At 65.8% G+C, this 17587-nt stretch carries 14 protein-coding genes; 4 read left to right on the plus strand and 10 right to left on the minus strand.

The window, feature by feature from the left end; all coding sequences use genetic code 11:
- Positions 1-2 precede the first annotated feature (2 nt).
- From ACQR1I_RS10220 to ACQR1I_RS10235, 4 genes are all read right to left on the minus strand, one after another.
- Positions 3-1079, minus strand: a complete 1077-nt coding sequence (locus ACQR1I_RS10220; RefSeq protein ID WP_434864489.1) for an enoyl-CoA hydratase/isomerase family protein — start codon at positions 1077-1079, stop codon at positions 3-5.
- Positions 1076-2221 (minus strand): isobutyryl-CoA dehydrogenase, encoded by a 1146-nt coding sequence (locus tag ACQR1I_RS10225; RefSeq protein WP_434865115.1) that lies wholly within the window; start codon positions 2219-2221, stop codon positions 1076-1078. The genes ACQR1I_RS10220 and ACQR1I_RS10225 overlap by 4 nt, the downstream gene beginning before the upstream one ends.
- A 170-nt stretch (positions 2222-2391) precedes the next feature.
- A complete protein-coding gene (locus ACQR1I_RS10230; protein WP_434864490.1) occupies positions 2392-3888 on the minus strand; it encodes a CoA-acylating methylmalonate-semialdehyde dehydrogenase in 1497 nt (498 codons plus the stop codon).
- A 173-nt stretch (positions 3889-4061) separates the two neighbouring features.
- On the minus strand, positions 4062-4718 hold the full coding sequence (locus ACQR1I_RS10235) for a TetR/AcrR family transcriptional regulator (protein WP_434864491.1): 657 nt from the start codon (positions 4716-4718) through the stop codon (positions 4062-4064).
- 150 nt (positions 4719-4868) lie between these two features.
- Here ACQR1I_RS10235 and ACQR1I_RS10240 point away from each other — a divergent pair, with 150 nt between their 5' ends.
- Complete coding sequence (locus ACQR1I_RS10240; protein ID WP_434864492.1) at positions 4869-5639, plus strand: enoyl-CoA hydratase; 771 nt, start codon at positions 4869-4871, stop codon at positions 5637-5639.
- A gap of 325 nt (positions 5640-5964) precedes the next feature.
- A complete protein-coding gene (locus ACQR1I_RS10245) occupies positions 5965-7248 on the plus strand; it encodes an MFS transporter (protein WP_434864493.1) in 1284 nt (427 codons plus the stop codon).
- A gap of 2 nt (positions 7249-7250) precedes the next feature.
- Here ACQR1I_RS10245 and ACQR1I_RS10250 read toward each other — a convergent pair whose 3' ends face one another.
- Both ACQR1I_RS10250 and ACQR1I_RS10255 read right to left on the minus strand, forming a co-directional pair.
- Positions 7251-8810 carry an acyl-CoA carboxylase subunit beta gene (locus ACQR1I_RS10250; protein WP_434864494.1) on the minus strand — a complete coding sequence of 520 codons (1560 nt, stop codon included), beginning with the start codon at positions 8808-8810 and terminating at the stop codon, positions 7251-7253.
- Positions 8740-9726 carry an IclR family transcriptional regulator gene (locus ACQR1I_RS10255; protein ID WP_434864495.1) on the minus strand — a complete coding sequence of 329 codons (987 nt, stop codon included), beginning with the start codon at positions 9724-9726 and terminating at the stop codon, positions 8740-8742. Before ACQR1I_RS10255 ends, ACQR1I_RS10250 begins: the two co-directional genes overlap by 71 nt.
- A gap of 328 nt (positions 9727-10054) precedes the next feature.
- On the opposite strand from ACQR1I_RS10255, the gene glsA reads away from it, so the two are divergent.
- The gene (gene glsA / locus ACQR1I_RS10260) at positions 10055-11917 is read left to right on the plus strand and encodes a glutaminase A (RefSeq protein ID WP_434864496.1); all 1863 of its coding nucleotides are present in this window, start codon (positions 10055-10057) and stop codon (positions 11915-11917) included.
- Between the two features lie 610 nt (positions 11918-12527).
- Here glsA and ACQR1I_RS10265 read toward each other — a convergent pair.
- From ACQR1I_RS10265 to ACQR1I_RS10280, 4 genes are all read right to left on the minus strand, one after another.
- Positions 12528-12884 (minus strand): Zn-ribbon domain-containing OB-fold protein, encoded by a 357-nt coding sequence (locus ACQR1I_RS10265; protein ID WP_434864497.1) that lies wholly within the window; start codon positions 12882-12884, stop codon positions 12528-12530.
- Positions 12881-14017, minus strand: a complete 1137-nt coding sequence (locus ACQR1I_RS10270) for a thiolase family protein (RefSeq protein ID WP_434864498.1) — start codon at positions 14015-14017, stop codon at positions 12881-12883. Before ACQR1I_RS10270 ends, ACQR1I_RS10265 begins: the two co-directional genes overlap by 4 nt.
- Before the next feature lie 204 nt (positions 14018-14221).
- Positions 14222-15388 (minus strand): acyl-CoA dehydrogenase family protein, encoded by a 1167-nt coding sequence (locus ACQR1I_RS10275; protein ID WP_434864499.1) that lies wholly within the window; start codon positions 15386-15388, stop codon positions 14222-14224.
- A gap of 3 nt (positions 15389-15391) precedes the next feature.
- Complete coding sequence (locus ACQR1I_RS10280) at positions 15392-16597, minus strand: CaiB/BaiF CoA transferase family protein (RefSeq protein WP_434864500.1); 1206 nt, start codon at positions 16595-16597, stop codon at positions 15392-15394.
- Positions 16598-16857: 260 nt separating this feature from the next.
- On the opposite strand from ACQR1I_RS10280, the gene ACQR1I_RS10285 reads away from it, so the two are divergent.
- Complete coding sequence (locus ACQR1I_RS10285) at positions 16858-17283, plus strand: GFA family protein (RefSeq protein ID WP_434864501.1); 426 nt, start codon at positions 16858-16860, stop codon at positions 17281-17283.
- Positions 17284-17587 lie beyond the last annotated feature (304 nt).

A 17587-nucleotide genomic window follows, 5' to 3' on the forward strand; every position in this document is an offset into this window, starting at 1 on the left:
CGTTATCTCGTTTGCGGGAATGTCAGCTCGTCGGCCCCGATCTCGGCGAGATACGGCGCCAACATCTCCGGTGTCACCTGATCGACATCAGGGGGCGACCATCGCGGATTGCGATCCTTGTCGATGATCGCGGCGCGCACGCCCTCGCGAAAATCGTCACTGCGGAAAACCTCGAGCGCCGCGCGATACTCGCGCACCAGGCAGTCTTTGAGCGATGCCGCGGCGCGTGCCAACCGCAGCAGCTTCAAGGTCACCACCATGCCGCGCGGCGACTTCTCCTTCAGCGCCTTCAGCGTCGCCAGCGCCAGCTCGGAACCATCGTCTTCGAGCGCCGCAAAGATGCCGTGCATGCTGTCGTGAGCGAACCACGCATCGATCTTCGCCTGCTGCCCGGCGACCGGGCCGGCGCTCTCGCCAGTGGCAAAGCCCGCAATCAGCCGGTCGATCTCGATCGACAGCGTCCCCGGCCGAACCTTGGTCAGGACCTCGCGCAGCCCTGGCCATTTTTCGGTCGGCACAACCGCATCCGCAAAGTTGGCATGGATCGCATCGGGGCCATTCATGGTCTGGCCGGTCAGGCCGAAATAGGCGCCGAGCTCGCCCGGCGCGCGCGACAGCAGCCAGGTGCCGCCAACATCGGGAAAGAAGCCGAGGCCGACCTCGGGCATCGCAAGCCTGGTCTTCTCGGTCACGATGCGATGCCGGCCATGTGCCGACAAGCCGACGCCGCCGCCCATGACGAGGCCGTCCATATAAGCGACGTAGGGCTTAGGGAACGCAGCGATCCGCGCGTTCATGATGTATTCCTGGCGCCAGAATACCTTGCCGAGATCACCATTCGCCTTCGAGCTCTCATAGAGCCCGCGGATGTCGCCGCCTGCGCACAGCCCGCGCTCGCCTGCGCCTTCCAGCACCACGATGGCAACCGCCGGATCGGCCTCGAACTGATCGAGCGCCGCGTCGATGCCCATCGACATTTCCAGCGTCATCGCATTGATCGCCTTCGGGCGGTTGAGCCGGATGATACCCGCCGAGCCCTCGCGGCGGACGATCAGGTCGCCCTCGACCACCTCGCTCATCGCGCCGCCTCGATCAGCTTGCGCGACACGATCAGGCGCATGATCTCATTGGTGCCTTCGAGAATCTGGTGCACGCGCAGATCGCGCACGATCTTCTCGATGCCGTATTCGCTCAGATATCCGTAGCCGCCATGCAGCTGCAGCGCCTGGTTGGCGACCTCGAAGCCGACATCGGTGCCGAAGCGCTTGGCCATCGCACACAGCATCGTCGCGTCCGGATCCTTGCGATCGAGCGCCGCCGCGGCGCGCCACAGGAAGGAGCGCGCCGCCTCCAGCTCGATCGCCATGTCGGCGACGCGGAATTGCAGCGCCTGGAATTCGTCGAGCCGCTTGCCGAACGCCTTGCGCTCCCTGGTGTAGGCCAGCGTCTTGTCGAGCGCCGACTGCGCGCCGCCGAGCGAGCACGCCGCGATGTTGAGACGGCCGCCATCGAGCCCGGCCATCGCGATCTTGAAACCGATGCCCTCCTCACCCAGCCGGTTCGCAACGGGCACGCGGGCGTTCTCGAAGATCACCGCGCGGGTCGGCTGCGCATTCCAGCCCATCTTGCGCTCATTGGCGCCGAACGACACGCCAGGCGTCTTCGCGTCGATAACGAGGGTCGAGATGCCGCCGGGACCGTCGGCGCCGGTCCGCACCATGGCGACGAGGATGTCGGTCGCGCCCGCGCCGGAGATGAACTGCTTCTGGCCGTTGAGCACGTAGTCGTCACCGTCGCGCACCGCGCGGGTGCGAAGCGCGGCGGCATCCGAGCCGGCGCCCGGCTCGGTCAGGCAGTAGCTTGCAAGCAGGTCCATCGTGCAGAGCTTCGGTAGATAAGCCTGCCGCTGCGCCTCAGTGCCGAAGGTGTCGATCATCCACGACGCCATGTTGTGGATCGAGATGAAGGCCGACACCGTCGGGCATCCCGTCGCCAGCGCCTCAAAAATCAGCGCCGCATCGAGCCGGGAGAGACCCGAGCCGCCGACATCATCACGGATGTAGATGCCGCCCATGCCGAGGCTTGCGGCCTCGCGCATCACATCGACGGGAAAATGCTTCTCCTCGTCCCAGCGCAGCGCATACGGGGCGATCTTCTCGGCCGCGAACGCGCGCGCCATCTCGCGCACCGCAATCTGATCCTCATCGAGAGCGAACTGCATTCGTTCTCCGCGTTTCCCTAAAGCTTGTCGTTTCGGCGGCGTTGACGCCTCACACTCCGTCATTGCGAGGAGCGAAGCGACGAAGCAATCCAGAGTCGCGCGTGTCGCCCTGGATTGCGTCGCTTCGCTCGCAATGACGCGATGGGAGCCCGCGCGGGCTCCCATCCAACTCACTTCATCAGCGGGATCGAGAACTCCGCGCCTTCCTTGACACCCGACGGCCAACGCGACGTGACGGTCTTGGTCTTGGTGTAGAAGCGGATCGAGTCCGGACCGTGCTGGTTGAGATCGCCGAAGCCGGACTTCTTCCAGCCGCCGAAGGTGTAGTAGGCGATCGGCACCGGAATCGGCACGTTGATGCCGACCATGCCGACATTGACCCGCGCCGCGAAGTCGCGCGCGGCGTCGCCGTCGCGGGTGAAGATCGCGACGCCGTTGCCGTAGTCATGCTCGGACGGCAGCGCCAGCGCCTCGGCGTAATCCTTGGCGCGCACGACCGAGAGCACCGGGCCAAAGATCTCTTCCTTGTAGATCCGCATATCCTTGGTGACGTTGTCGAACAGGCAGCCGCCCATGTAGAAGCCGTTCTCGTAGCCCTGCATCTTGAAGCCGCGGCCGTCGACGGCGAGCGTTGCGCCTTCCTTGACGCCGATGTCGACGTAGTTCTTGACGCGCTCGACCGCCTCGCGGGTGACCAGCGGGCCGAAGTCCGCCGACGGGTCGACCGAGGTGCCGATCTTCAGCGATTCGACGCGCGGGATCAGCTTGTCCATCAGCCGGTCGGCCGTGGTCTTGCCGACGGGCACCGCGACCGAGACCGCCATGCAGCGCTCGCCGGCCGAGCCGTAGCCGGCTCCGATCAGCGCATCGACCGCCTGGTCGAGATCGGCGTCGGGCATGATGATGGCGTGGTTCTTGGCGCCGCCAAAACACTGGCAGCGCTTGCCGTGGGCGGCGGCGCGCTCATAGATGTACTGCGCAATCGGCGAGGAGCCGACGAAGCCGACCGCCATGATGTCCGGATCCTCGAGAATGGCGTCGACGGCTTCCTTGTCGCCGTTGACGACGTTGAGGATGCCCGGCGGCAGGCCGGCCTCGATCATCAGCTCGGCGAGCTTCATCGGCACGCCCGGATCGCGCTCTGACGGCTTGAGGATGAAGGCATTGCCGCAGGCGATCGCGGGCGCGAATTTCCACATCGGAATCATCGCCGGGAAATTGAACGGCGTGATGCCGGCAACGACACCGAGCGGCTGGCGCATCGAATAGATGTCGATGCCGGGGCCGGCGCCCTCGGTGTACTCGCCCTTCATCAGATGCGGAATGCCGCAGGCGAACTCGACCACTTCGAGGCCACGCTGGATGTCGCCCTTCGCGTCGGGGACGGTCTTGCCGTGCTCGCGCGCCAGGAGTTCAGCCAGTTGATCATAGTCGCGCTGCGCGAGTTCCAGAAACTTCATCATCACGCGCGCGCGGCGCTGTGGATTGGTCGCGGCCCAGGCCGGCTGGGCGGCCTTGGCGTTCTCGACGGCGGCCCTGAGCTCGGCGCGGGAGGCTAGCGCGACCTTGGCCTGAACGTCACCGGTCATCGGCTCGAAGACATCGGCCGTCCGGCCGGACGTGCCCTTGACCTCTTTGCCACCAATGAAATGGCCGATTGAACGCATGGGGTATCCTCCGCAAGGGTAGCAGTGCCGATTTGGCCGGCATCTTGCAGTCTTTGCGGCGTTTGGGAAGGGTCTAAGCGCTGACCGGCGCTGCGAAAATGCCGCCCCTTCGCTGCCCCGGCAAGGCCATGACAGCGGCCGCGGTCAAACGCGGCGCCCCTGCACCCAACGGCTCAGCGCTTCGCGGCCGCCGTCTTCTTCACCGGCTTTTTCGCAGGCGCCCGGGCGGGCGCCTTGGCGGCGCTCCCGCTGCCCGTCGCAATCGCGAGAGCCACCTCCCGACCCGAGCTCAGGATCTCGTCGGACAACTCGCCGCCGCCGGTCACACGGGCCATGACTAGCGTTCCCGTCAGGGTCGCCAGCATCGCCGCCGACCGCCGACGCGCGGTCTTGGCGGGCACATCGACGATGTAACCGGCGAACAGGTCGATCAGTTCGTCCAGCTTCGCCGCGAAGGCCTTGCGTGTCTTGGCGCTCTCGCGGGCGATCTCGGCTCCGAGGGCCGGAATAGCACAGCCATGGCCGACGTCGTCGCGATGCTCGGGCGAGAGGTAGCCGTCGACGATCGCCGCCAGACGCTTCTGCGGCGGCAGCCCATCCAGCAGCTTGCGCCAACGCGCGACCGCCCGATCGATGGCGTAGCCGAACGATTCGACGACAAGCGCCTCGCGCGATTCGAAATGCGCATAGAAGCCGCCATGCGTCAGCCCGGCCTCCTTCATCAGGTCGGCGACGCCCACGCCATGAGCGCCCTTCTCGCGCAACCGCACCGACGCCTTGCGCACGATTCGCGCGTGGGTTTCCGCCTTGTGTTCTGGAGAGTAGCGCATTGCCGTCCCATTGGATGTCCGAGGTCATACAATAGCAGTTTCAGATCCTGCTCGCTGCAGCTATTTGATGAATTCGAGTTGATCTAAATCAAGACCGTGACACCATTCCGGCAACGACTGGAACTCATTGCCATCACGCACGAGGCGACCATGGACATGCTCAACCCCTATTGTGGCATCGATCGCGACACGCGCGGCGTCGTTCGGCTGACGATCTGCAACGCCGGAGCGCTCAACATCCTGGGATCGGCGGCAATGCTTGGCGTGCAGGCCGCGCTGCAATCGCTCGCCCCGGACGAGGGCATTCGCGCGGTGGTATTGGCGGGTGCGAGCGAGAAAAGCATGATCGGCGGTGCCGACATCAAGGAAATGGCGACGCTCGATCAGGACTCCGCGGAAGCGTTCATTACCCGGCTGGCGGGACTCTGCGACGCCGTGCGGACATTCCCGGCGCCGGTGATCGCGCGGATGCCGGGCTGGTGCCTGGGCGGCGGCCTCGAGGTCGCGGCGGCCTGCGACGTGCGTATCGCTGGACACGACGCCAAGTTCGGGATGCCCGAGGTCCGCGTCGGCATCCCCTCGGTGATCCATGCGGCCCTCCTGCCGCGGCTGATCGGCTGGGGCCGTACGCGCTGGCTGCTGATGACGGCAGAGACGATCGACGCGCCGACCGCACTCGCCTGGGGCCTGGTCGACGCCGTGGCATCCGAAGGAGAGCTGGACGTTGCCATCGAGAAGGTCGTGACGTCGCTGCTGGCCTGCGGTCCCCTGGCCCTGCGAAGTCAGAAGGCACTGCTGCGGCAATGGGAGGAGCTGCCGCTGAAGGAGTCGATCGATGTCTCGATCGGAGCGTTCGGACGATCTTTCCTGACCGACGAGCCCACCCGGCTGATGCAGCACTTCATCGACCGGAAGCGGTAGCAACTTTCTCCAAGTTTCCTGCGGCTTTCTGCGGGAGACTGGCCCAACGGTCGCGAAGTTCCCATGGTCGCCTTTTCCAAGCGAGCCTTGGAGTTTTCTTTGTCTCGACATGATTATATGATAAGCATCATGCATCTCAGGATGCCCTCTCGTAGCCGCATCCGGCCTGTCGTGATCCTGTCCACTGCCTCTCGTCGAGACGACGGCGATTGCGGTCGAACGCTAGCGAGCACCCGATGTCCCGAAACGAGGGAACATTGTCGTTCATGTCTCGCGCTCCTTCTGACAGAATGAGCGCCAATTCTCGGATTGGACCAGGACTCTCATGATCTCGAACTGGCTCGCAGCAGCGCTCGGCAGGCGCAACATCCATTATGGCTGGGTGATGGTCGGCCTGACCTTCTTCACGGCCCTGGTCTCGGCCGGCACGGTCGGCGCGCCCGGCGTGTTCATCGTGCCGCTGCAGCAGGAGTTCGGCTGGAGCACCGCCGAGATCTCCTCCGCGCTGTCGATCCGCTTCGTCCTGTTCGGGCTGATGGCGCCGTTCGCGGCTGCCCTGCTCAACCGTTACGGCCTGCGCACCATCACGCTGCTGGCACAGCTGATCGTGGTGTCGGCGCTGCTGGCGTCGCTGGCGATGACGCAGGTCTGGCACCTCGTGCTGCTGTGGGGCGTCGTGATCGGCATCGGCACCGGCATGACCGCGCTGGTGCTGGGCGCCACGATCGCCACCCGCTGGTTCGTCGCGCGCCGCGGACTCGTCGTCGGCATCCTCACCGCCAGCGTTGCGACGGGGCAGCTGGTGTTCCTGCCGCTGCTCGCGAGCCTGACCGAGCGGCTCGGCTGGCGCACGGCGCTCGCGCTGGTCTGCATCGCGCTCGGCGTCTCCGCGACGGCCGTTCTGCTGCTGATGCGCGACCGGCCGAGCGATCTCGGCCTGCGCCCGTTCGGCGACAAGGGCAGCGATCCGATCGCGGCGCCCGCCCCCGTCACCACGCCGATCCTCGCCGCCGCGCTCGGCACCCTGCGCGATGCCGCCAAAGCACCCGTGTTCTGGATGCTGTTCGCGACGTTCTTCATCTGCGGCGCCTCGACCAACGGGCTCGTGCAGGTGCATCTGATCCCGATGTGCCTCGACTTCGGCATCCCGCAGGTCCAGGCCGCGAGCCTGCTCGCTGCGATGGGCATGTTCGACTTCGTCGGCACCATCCTGTCGGGGTGGCTGTCGGATCGCTATGACAATCGCTGGCTGCTGTTCTGGTACTACGGCCTGCGCGGTCTCTCGCTGTTGTTCCTGCCGTTCACCGACTTCTCGTTCTATGGCCTGTCGCTGTTCGCGATGTTCTACGGCCTCGACTGGATCGCCACCGTGCCGCCGACGGTGCGGCTGACGGCGCAGCGGTTCGGGGCGGAGCGCGCCAACCTGGTGTTCGGCTGGGTATTCGCCGGACATCAGCTCGGCGCCGGCACCGCCGCATTCGGCGCCGGCCTGTCGCGCACCTTGCTGCAGAGCTATCTGCCGGCGTTCTTCATCGCCGGCGCGCTCTGCATCATCGCAGCCCTGCTCGCGATCGCCATCTCGCGGCAGGCCAAGCCTGCCGCGGCGTAGCCTCACGGCCGCGTCGTCATCGCAGTCGGCGGCCCCGGCGTCCGCAGCGGCTCGGCGAGACGCGCGAACTCGCACAACAGCGCGCGCGTCTTGCGGGGGTCGATGATCTCCTCGACCCAGAACTTCTCGGCCGAGCGGAACGGCGAGCGCAGCTTGTTGAGCCGCTCCTCGATCTCCTTCAGCTTGGCCTTCGGATCCGGCGCCGCGTCGATCTCGGCACGATACGCCGCCTCGATGCCGCCCTCGAGCGGCAGCGAGCCCCAATGCGCCGACGGCCAGGCGTAGCGCATCGAGAACCGGTCGGCCGGCTGATGCACGACGCCGGCGACGCCGAAATTGTTGCGCACGATCACCGTGCACCAGGGCACCGTGGACTGATTGACCGCCGCCATCGCGCGCACGCCATGCCGAATGGTCGCCGCCTTCTCGGCCTCGAGGCCGACCATGAAGCCGGGGCAATCCATCAGATAGACGATCGGCAGATGGAAGGTCTCGGCGAAATCGACCCAGCGGATCACCTTCTGGCAGGCATCCGCCGTCCACGAGCCGCCGAAGTGATAGGGATCGCTCGCCAGCATCATGACAGCGCGGCCTTCGAGCCGCGCCAGCCCGATGATGATCGGACGACCGTAATTCTGCGCCACCTCGAAGAACGAGCCGCTGTCGACCACGGACTCGATGATCGGCCGCATCTTGTAGACGCGCCGGCGATCCCGCGGCACCGCGCTGATCAGCAGCTCGTCGGTGCGCTGCGGATCGTCGGTGCAGGGCAAGGTCGGCGGCAGGTCGTAGACCGATGACGGCAGATACGACAGGAAGCGGCGCGCGCAGGCGAACGCTTCCGCCTCGGTGTCGACCGCATGGTCGACGCCACCGGCTTTGGTCTGGATGTCGGCGCCGCCGAGCTCCATCTTGCCCAGGTCCTGGCCCAGCCGCTTCACGACCGGCGGTCCGGCGACGAACATCGCCGACTGCCTGGTCATGACCGAGTAGTGGCTCGCCGCCAGCCGCGCCGCGCCCAATCCAGCGACCGAGCCGAGGCCGAGGCCGACGACCGGCACCAGCGACATGTTCTCGGTCGTGTAGCGGTACCAGCGATTGCCGCCGATGCCGCCCGGCAGATTGGCCGCGCCCTTGGTCTCGATGGTCTTGACCGAGCCGCCGCCGCCGGAGCCTTCGATGATGCGGATGATGGGCAGACGGAAGTCGTGCGCCATCTCCTCGGCCATCAGCGGCTTGGCGGCGATCGAGGCATCGGCGGAGCCGCCGCGCACGCTGAAATCGTCGCCGACCACGACGACGGTGCGGCCGTCGACGCGCCCGCGCCCGAACACGCAATTGGCGGGCGTCACATGCTTCAGCTCGCCCTGCTCGTCATACTCGCCGAGACCGGCGATGGCGCCGATCTCGTGGAAGCTGCCGGGATCGACGACGCCGTCGATGCGCTCGCGGACCGTGAGGCGGCCCTGGTCGTGCTGACGCTTGACCTTGTCAGGCCCGCCCATCTCCCGCGCGAAGGCCTCGCGCCGCGCCAGCTCCTCGAGCTCCGGCTGCCAACTCATTCGTTCCCCCTGCCCCGGTGATGGTCTTGTTCTTATGATTGGTCTTCGTGGTCACCTGAAGGGGCTTTCTCTCCATCCGGCTGTTGAAGACGTCGGCTTCAGCGCCCTGCAGCAGCGCTGCGATATTGCGGCCGAGCTCGCGCATCGGCTGCGCCACCTCGTCGTGCAGGCGCTGCTCATCGTACATTGCCGACAGCAGGCCGATCGTGAGCACGACATTGGTCTGGTACTGCGGCGACCACACCGGCAGCGCGAGGCCGTTGATATGCGGGCTCCACAGGCCGCAGGCGACCACGTAGCCGTGCTCCCTGAGGAACTGCCTGTTGTGCTCGAGTCGAGGCCGCAGCAGCTGCGCTGCGTCCGGCATCTCGCGCTCCATCTCGGCGAGCAGCGCATCGCCGACCTCGGGCTCGAGCGCCGCGACATAGGCGTGACCTGCGGCCGTCGAGGCCATCGAGATGCGGCTGCCGGTGGTCTCGTGCAGGCCGAGCGCATTGGCGGCGCGACCGAACTCCAGATAGACCAGATGAAACTGATCGGGGATGACGAAGCCCACGGTGCCCGGCAGTTGCTCGGCGACATCCTGCAGGCGCTGCCGGATCAGATTGCGCAGCTGCAAGCCGCGGGTCATCGACGTGCTCATCGCGACCGCGCTCGGACCAATGCGATATTTCTGATCGCGCGGCAGATAGACCAGCTGGCCCATCCGCGTCAGCGTGTGCGTGAGCCGCGACACCGTCGAGCGCGGCAAGCCGCAGCGGTTGGAAATTTCCAGATTGCCGAGCCGCGAATCGTGCCCCTCGAAACAACGAAGCACGTCGAACGCCCGCGACACCACCTGAATGACCTCGCCCTCACCGGCGAGATCTCCCGGCAGCATGCCCACCCTGCTCAATCGCTCAGACCGTCGTCCCATGCGCGTTCCACTCAATTCCATGATGCGGAATTAAATTCCGCTTACAGAACAAGCTAGCCCAGTGCTTTTGCCCCCACAACACAAGAGCGTTTCCAAAACCCACCGTTCTTCAGCGTGTTGGCACAAGACGCGACCTCTCAGCGCAAGTCGCTCTGGCATGCCAGACATGAAGCTCATCGAAGGTGCCAAGCCACCGCGAGCGCGGCTGCCGAGGCTCACGCGTTGAGCAGCGGCAACATTTGACCAGCGCTGCCCCAAGTGTGGGCTGGCCGCTCCACCGCGGCTGCGACATAACCAGCACGCCGTCCAAGTCCCCGCCGAGCTTGCCATGACCACCGAACACCAGCGGCCCGTCCGCAATCCGCAACATTGGGCCTCCGCGGCGATGCCGCCGCTGCAGCGCTTTCTCTCGGCCTGCCATGCCGACTTCTGGCCCGATCATGACGGCGCGGTCGCGAACTACATTCCCGAACTCAGCAAGGCCGATCCGGCGCATTTCGGCATCAGCCTCGCGACCCTCGACGGCCATGTCTACGAAGTCGGCGACAGCCAGGTGCCGTTCACGATCCAGTCGATGTCGAAGCCGTTCGTGTTCGCGCTCGCGCTGGACATCCTCGGCTCCGACGCGGTCGAGCGCGTGATCGGCGTCGAGCCGTCCGGCGATCCCTTCAACTCGATCCGGCTGAATTCCGACAACCATCCGTTCAACGCGATGGTCAATGCCGGCGCCATCACCTGCAGCGGCCTGATCCGGCAGGCCCGGCACGCCGACGCCTTCGAGACCATTCGCGACGCGCTCGGCCGCTTCGCCGGCCGCAAGCTCGACGTCGACGATGCGGTGTTCGCATCGGAAGCCGCGACCGGCGACCGCAACCGCGCCATCGCCTACATGCTGCGCACCTCCAGCGTGATCAAGGAGCCGGTCGACGACGTGCTCGCCGTCTACTTCCGGCAATGCGCCGTGCTGGTCACGGCGCGCGACTGCGCGATCATGGCCGCGACATTGGCGAATCGCGGCGTCAATCCGGTCACCGGCGAGCAGGTCGTGACGCCCTACGCCGTGTCGCGAACGCTGTCCGTGATGACGTCCTCCGGCATGTATGACTTCGCGGGCGAATGGATCTACCGCGTCGGCATCCCCGCCAAGAGCGGCGTCGGCGGCGGCATCCTGGCGAGCCTGCCGGCTCGGCTCGGCCTCGGCAGCTACTCGCCCCGGCTCGACGGCCACGGCAACAGCGTGCGCGGTATCAAGGTATGCGAGGCGCTGTCGGCGCATTACGGCCTGCACATGCTGAACCGTTCCGACGATGCCCGCACCACGATCATCGCCGACTACGACATCGGCGCCAGCCCGTCGCGCCGCAGCCGGCGCGCGCAGGAACGCAACATCCTCACCGCGCATCCCGATGCCGTACGCGTCCTCGAGCTGGTGGGGACGCTGTCCTTGTCCAACGTCGACTACGTCTCGCGGCAGCTCGCCAATAACGCCCGTCCGCAAGTCGTGATCTTCGACCTGCACCGCGTCACCGCGATGACACAAGCCGGCCTGCGCCTGCTTGCCGAGCTGTTCCACGAGCTGGCGGATTTCCACGTGACCGTGGTGCTGTCGGGCATCCGCCGGACGTCGCCGGAATGGCAGGAGATCACCGCGCGCACCGGCGACATCCGCAACGTTCGCGACTTCTATCTGCTCGACACCGCGATCGAATGGGCCGAGGACCAGATCGTCTATCGCTACGGCGGTGCGATCGACTTCCTCGAGACAACCGAACTCGCTGAGCAGCCGCTGCTCGCGGGACTCTCCGCCGACGAGCGCCACGAGCTCGCGGCGCTCGCGACCATCCGGCACTATCAGCAGGGCGAGCGCATCATCGGCGCCGGCGACGCCGCGCATTCGCTGTTCTTCCTGCGCTCCGGCGTGGTGCACGTCACGCTGCCCGACGGCATCCGGCTGGCGACGCTCACGGCGGGTCAGTGCTTCGGCGAAATGGCGCTGCTGGAGCCGGTGCGCTCCGCCGATGTCATCGCCGACTTCTCGGCCACCGCCTTCGAGGTCACACTCGACGATTTCGAGCGGTTCCGCGCCCGGCATCCGCAGGCCGGCGAGCGCATCATGCGCAATCTTGCTCGGCTCCTCGCCGAGCGCCTGACGATCGCCAATGCGCGATTGAACCTGCTCGCTGCGGACTAATCCCCTCATCCGACCGTCATTTGGAAATAAAACCTCACGTCCTCACTCGTATTTGTACGGGCTCGCCTAAACGTTACCGGGACTCGGTCGCAGGACAACCATAACGGAGCCCAATTCGCGCCGCATTACCCGACGATCTTCTGAACCGTCGATGAACGCCGAGTGGGGACTCGCGAAGCAGACGTCGACGCGGGGTGTTCCGAGTGAAATTCCAGCCGACCGTTGCGTGTGTATTTGCGCCACGGGAAGTCGTGTCCAGTGTCCAGGGAGGAAACGGCATGAAGGAAGCCACTAAGAGGGCAACATCGGAGGCACTCGCACACATGCTGGCCGTGACGTCGATGATCGTCATCGCCAGCGTCCTGTTCTACGGGCGATGAAGGGCTGTCTGGAGGTTCTGCGTCGCAGTTTCTTCATCGCCCGTAGGTGGGATTGTGAGCGTGATTGCTCACGCGAATGACCGAGTTGAGTTGCGTTGAGTTAGTAAGCGTAGCGTAGAGTATTGCGTCAATCGCGCGGCGATCCGGGTCGGGACGAAATGTGTTGTGCGTATCGTCCCGCCTCGGTCGCCCGCGACTGGCTTTTGCGTTTCTGATCGCACGATCTGGGCTCATTTCGGCTTCCCGAAATAGGGCACGAGACCGCCGGCAAAGTCCTTGAACCGTGCCGCGACCACATCACCGATCGCGAGATCGTGGTCGCCATGGGCCATCATCCGGAATCCTTCCCGCATATCGACCAGCACGATGTTGTAGGGCACGTGCGCGCGCGTCTCCGGCGTCGCGGCGCGGCAGACCAGCGACGTGGCGTAGATGGTGCCCTCGCCGCTTGCGATGTGGTCCGTGAGCGCAAGCGAGCCGCAGACCGCGCAGAAGTCGCGGCGGAAATACTGCACATGCGCGCAGCAGGCGCAGCGCTGGTAGCGAATCGCCGCGGTGCCCCTGGTCCAATCAGCTGATTCGGTCATCGGACCCGCTCCCAGAACATGCTGACATGCGAAGACAGCACACCGCCGTCGCCGTGCAGCAGCGCAAGCGCCGCATTGCGGACCTGCCGCGAACCTGCCCGCCCCGTCATTTGCAGATGCGCCTCATTGAGATGCGCCATCGCGCCGCCGACGCCGCAATGGCCATAGCTGAGGAGGCCGCCATGAGTGTTGAGCGGCACGCCGCCGTCGCGGCTGAAATGGCCGTCCCTCACCCGCACAGCCGCCTCGCCGCGACGGGCGAGCCCGAGGTCTTCGAGCAGCATGCACAGCGTGATCGTGAAGCTGTCATAGACCGCCGCGTAATCGACGTCGGCGACCTCGACACCCGCGGCCGCCTTGGCTTTCCTGATCGCGATCTCGGCTCCGAGCTCGCTCAAGGCCGGCGCGGCCGTGACGTGCTGATGGGTGTGCGCCTGGGCGCAGCCGCGCACCCGCACCGCTGTTGCTGAGGTCGGCTCGCGGCTGACGATGATCGCAGCGCCGCCATCGGACACCGGGCAGCAGTCGAGCAGCTTCAGCGGCCGCGCCACCGGCTTCGACGCCATCACGTCGGCTACGGTGATCGCCTCGTGAAACTGCGCGCCGGGATGGTCGAGCGCATGCCGGCGCATCAGCACGGCGAACTCGGCGAGGTCCTCCTCGGTGACGCCGTGCTCGTGCATGTAGCGCGAAGCGACGAGACCGTAATAGGCCGGGATCGTCGGGCCGAGCGGCAGCTCGTAGTCGGGATGTCCGACCTGCGCCAGCGCCTGAATCGAGGCATCGCGACTCTGCCCTGTCAGCCGGTTCTCGCCGGCGACGACCAGCATGTTCCTGACGACGCCGGCCTCGACGAGGTGATGCGCGAGCATCACCATGGCGAGCCCCGTGGCACCGCCGACCTGCACCGCGTGGGCATAGGACGGCGTAATGCCGAAATGCTCGGCGAACACGGTGGCGAGCATGATGTGCGGCGACACCGTCGAATAGCCGCAGAGAATGCCATCGATGTCGCGTCGAGAGAGCTCGGCATCGTCGAGCGCGAGCTGCGCCGCCATGCTCATGAGGTCGAGCGAGGAGCGGCCATCGTGACGGCCGAACGAGGTGAGACCGGTGCCGGTGATGTAGGTCATCGTGCCACCACCTCCGCCGTCATTCCGGGGCGCGCGTCAGCGCGAGCCCGGAATCCATAGCCACAGGAAGTCGCGTAGGGCACACACGTGGTTGGCATCCGGCCTCACGACATCTGCCTGGGGTTATGGATTCCGGGCTCGCCCTTCGGGCGCCCCGGAATGACGTGGGGAGAGAGCGTGGGCATGTCATGGTCAAAATCATCTTCAATACGACTTCGGCAGGCCGAGCACCTTCTCGGCGATGAAGGACAGGATCAGTTGCGGGCTGATCGGCGCGATACGGGGGATCAGGGATTCGCGTAAGTAACGCTCGACATGATATTCGCGCGCGTAGCCGAAGCCGCCATGGGTCATCACCGCCTGCTCGCAGGCATGGAAGCCGGCCTCGGCGGCGAGATACTTCGCGGCATTCGCGGCCGGGCCGCAGGCCATGCCCTGGTCGTATTGCCAGCCGGCCTGCAGCACCATCAGCCAAGCCGCTTCCAGCTCCATCCAGTTCTTCGCCAGGGGATGCTGGATGCCCTGGTTCTGGCCGATCGGACGGTTGAACACGTTGCGCGCTTTCGCATAGGCCGATGCGCGCGACAGCGCGAGATGACCGAGGCCGACGGCTTCGGCGGCGATCAGGATGCGCTCCGGGTTCATGCCGTGCAGGATGTAGTCGAAGCCCCGCCCCTCCTCACCGAGGCGATCCTCGACCGGAATCTCGAAATCCTCGAAGAACAGCTCGTTGGAGTCGACCGGCTTGCGGCCCATCTTCTCGATCTCGTGCACCTTGATGCGGCTGCGATCGAAATCCGTGTAGAACAGGCTGAGCCCATGGGTCGGGCGCTCGACCTCCTCCAGCGGCGTCGTGCGCGCCAGCAGCAGGATCTTCTCCGCGACCTGCGCGGTCGAGATCCACACCTTCTGGCCGTTGACGACGTAGCGGTCGCCCTTGCGCACCGCGCGGGTCTTCAACTGCGTGGTGTTGAGGCCCGTGTTCGGCTCCGTCACCGCAAAGCACGCCTTCTCGCTGCCATCGACGATGCCCGGCAGCATGCGCGCGCATTGCTCCCTAGTGCCGAACACGACCACCGGATTGAGCCCGAACACGTTCATGTGGATCGCCGAGGCGCCGGACATGCCGGCACCGGATTCCGCAATGGTGCGCATCATGATCGCTGCATCGAGAATGCCGAGGCCGGAGCCGCCATATTCCTCGGGAATGCAGATGCCGAGCCAGCCGGCGTCGGCCATCGCCTTGTGGAAGTCGGCGGGAAAGCCGCCCTCCTTGTCCTTCTTCAGCCAGTAGGCATCATCGAAATCAGTGCAGATCCTGGCCACCGCATCGCGGATGGATTCCTGATTGGCGGAGAGCGCGAAATCCATCGATCACTCCTTCGCAGGCGACGGTGTCGTTACGCCGTCGCGGATCATCGCGGCGATCTCATCAGCCGAGAAACCGAGTTCGCGCAAGATCTCCTCGCCGTGCTCATTGGGTCGTGCAGCGAGCCGCTGCGGCTCGGCCCTGGTCTCCGACCAGGTCGCCGAGACGCGCGTGGTGCGGATCGGGCCTTCGGTCGGATGTTGGACGACGGGAAAGAAATCGGTCGCGACGAGGTGCGGGTCGTGCAGCAGGCTTTCGAGGTCGTGCATCGGCATGACCGGGATGTCGCCGGCGTCCAGCAGCCGGGTCCACTCGGCCGTCGTCTTCGTCAGGAAGATGCGCGCAAGCTCGGCGTAGACAACATCGATGTTGGCGGCGCGATGCGCAAACGTGTTGAAGCGGTCGTCGGCGCGCAGATCGGTGCGGCCGGAGGCCGTGAAGAAGGCGTCCCATTGCTTGTCGTTGTAGACGATGACGCAGATGTAGCCGTCGGACGTCTTGTAGGGCCTGCGGTCCGGCGACAGATGCCGCGCATAGCCGCCCTTGTCGAGCGGCGGCTCGTAGGTCAGCCCGCCCATGTGGTCGCCCATGATGAACGCCGCCATGGTCTCGAACATCGGCACGTCCAGGCGCTGGCCGCGGCCGGTGCGATCGCGATGCACCAGGCTCGCACAGATGGCGCCGACGGCGGTCAGCCCGACGATGCGGTCGACCAGCGCATTCGGCACATAGCGCGGCGTGCCGTCGCCGGCCACCGCCATCAGATGCGACAGCGCCGCGCCGCCCTGGATCAGATCGTCATAGGCCGGCTTGGCCGCATAGGGCCCATCCTGGCCGAAGCCGAACACGCCGGCATAGACCAGGCGCGGATTGAGCGCTGATATCACCTCGTAGCCGAGATTCAGCCGGGCCATCGCCTGAGGACGGATGTTATAGAGCAGCACGTCGGCATCTTTGACCATGCGCAGCACGGCGTCGCGGCCGGCCGGCTTCTTCAGGTCGAGGCAGATCACGCGCTTGCCGCGGTTGGTGTTGAGGGTCACCGGGCCCATGCCGGGATGACGCCAGGGGCCGATCTTGCGGGTGACGTCGCCGTCAGGCGATTCCACCTTGATGACATCGGCGCCGTAGTCGCCGAGCGTCTGGGCGGCATAGGGCCCCATCAGCACGGTGGTCATGTCGATGACCTTGATGCCCGCAAGCGGTCCCATCGCGGCGTCAGCTCCCTTGTTCGTCGTTGTGGACAGAGCTAACGGCACGGGCGGTTCCGGAGCAAGCGGCTGCGCGCGTATGGGGCCATGCGTCCGCTTTCCGCTCGCGCAACATTCCGTGGCGCGGATCACGGTCCGCAAGCGCTGCGTTGCACCAGATGTTCCATGCGGCAACCAGCATTCTAGGATTCCCATTCAACGTTCAGGTGTGTCAGCATGCTGGTCCAACATCCAAAAACACAGTTAGGGAGAACGCTTTCATGACGCTGTATCAGGGCAAGTGCTTCTGTGGCGCGGTCGAGCTGGAGGCCGATGGCGAGCCGGAGGCGATGGGCTATTGCCATTGTTCGTCGTGCCGCTCGTGGTCGGCGGGTCCGGTCAACGCCTTCACCTTGTGGAAGCCGGCGAACGTGCGGGTGACCAAGGGCGCGGACGCGATCGGCACCTATCACAAGACCGACATGAGCCACCGCAAATACTGCACGAAGTGCGGCGGCCATTTGATGACCGACCATCCGCCGCTCGGCATGATCGACGTCTATGCCGCGACGATCCCGACGTTGAAGTTCGCGCCCGGTGTGCACGTCAACTATGCGGAGAGCGTGCTGCCGATCAAGGACGGCCTGCCGAAGCTGAAGGACTTTCCGGCCGAGTTCGGCGGCTCCGGCGAGATGATGCCGGAGTGAGGGCATCGCTGCGAATGGCGAAAGGGCGAGCATCAGAGGCCTCGCGACAGGATCTGTCCGAGCTGTGCTGATCGTTTCCGCCCTCTTCGAAACAGAGGGCGCAGGGAAGGCCGGGTGCCGACTGGCACCCGTGGCCCCCGTGCGAAAGAAAGCACGGGGAGAGAACCACAGGTTCAGCCGGACCGACCCGGCCTTCCCTGCGCGATGGTTTTCACGTTTATTTCGCGCTCTCCTCGGTGCACCGGCTTGTTGGCCACCGTCGCCGTTGGGCTCATCATCACCCGCAGGCTTGGCATCAGCGTCG

Origin of the sequence: Bradyrhizobium sp. HKCCYLS2038 (assembly GCF_051167655.1) — a bacterium.
In the GTDB taxonomy this organism is placed as follows: Bacteria; Pseudomonadota; Alphaproteobacteria; order Rhizobiales; family Xanthobacteraceae; genus Bradyrhizobium.

Bases quoted from the DNA above. Each gene is read 5' to 3' on its own strand.
- ACQR1I_RS10275 (WP_434864499.1), bottom strand. From the start codon at position 15,388: ATGGATTTCGCGCTCTCCGCCAATCAGGAATCCATCCGCGATGCGGTG.
- ACQR1I_RS10225 (WP_434865115.1), bottom strand. From the start codon at position 2,221: ATGCAGTTCGCTCTCGATGAGGATCAGATTGCGGTGCGCGAGATGGCG.
- ACQR1I_RS10235 (WP_434864491.1), bottom strand. From the start codon at position 4,718: ATGCGCTACTCTCCAGAACACAAGGCGGAAACCCACGCGCGAATCGTG.
- ACQR1I_RS10230 (WP_434864490.1), bottom strand. From the start codon at position 3,888: ATGCGTTCAATCGGCCATTTCATTGGTGGCAAAGAGGTCAAGGGCACG.
- ACQR1I_RS10265 (WP_434864497.1), bottom strand. From the start codon at position 12,884: ATGACCGAATCAGCTGATTGGACCAGGGGCACCGCGGCGATTCGCTAC.
- ACQR1I_RS10245 (WP_434864493.1), top strand. From the start codon at position 5,965: ATGATCTCGAACTGGCTCGCAGCAGCGCTCGGCAGGCGCAACATCCAT.
- glsA (WP_434864496.1), top strand. From the start codon at position 10,055: ATGACCACCGAACACCAGCGGCCCGTCCGCAATCCGCAACATTGGGCC.
- ACQR1I_RS10240 (WP_434864492.1), top strand. From the start codon at position 4,869: ATGGACATGCTCAACCCCTATTGTGGCATCGATCGCGACACGCGCGGC.
- ACQR1I_RS10255 (WP_434864495.1), bottom strand. From the start codon at position 9,726: ATGGGACGACGGTCTGAGCGATTGAGCAGGGTGGGCATGCTGCCGGGA.
- ACQR1I_RS10270 (WP_434864498.1), bottom strand. From the start codon at position 14,017: ATGACCTACATCACCGGCACCGGTCTCACCTCGTTCGGCCGTCACGAT.
- ACQR1I_RS10220 (WP_434864489.1), bottom strand. From the start codon at position 1,079: ATGAGCGAGGTGGTCGAGGGCGACCTGATCGTCCGCCGCGAGGGCTCG.
- ACQR1I_RS10285 (WP_434864501.1), top strand. From the start codon at position 16,858: ATGACGCTGTATCAGGGCAAGTGCTTCTGTGGCGCGGTCGAGCTGGAG.
- ACQR1I_RS10250 (WP_434864494.1), bottom strand. From the start codon at position 8,810: ATGAGTTGGCAGCCGGAGCTCGAGGAGCTGGCGCGGCGCGAGGCCTTC.
- ACQR1I_RS10280 (WP_434864500.1), bottom strand. From the start codon at position 16,597: ATGGGACCGCTTGCGGGCATCAAGGTCATCGACATGACCACCGTGCTG.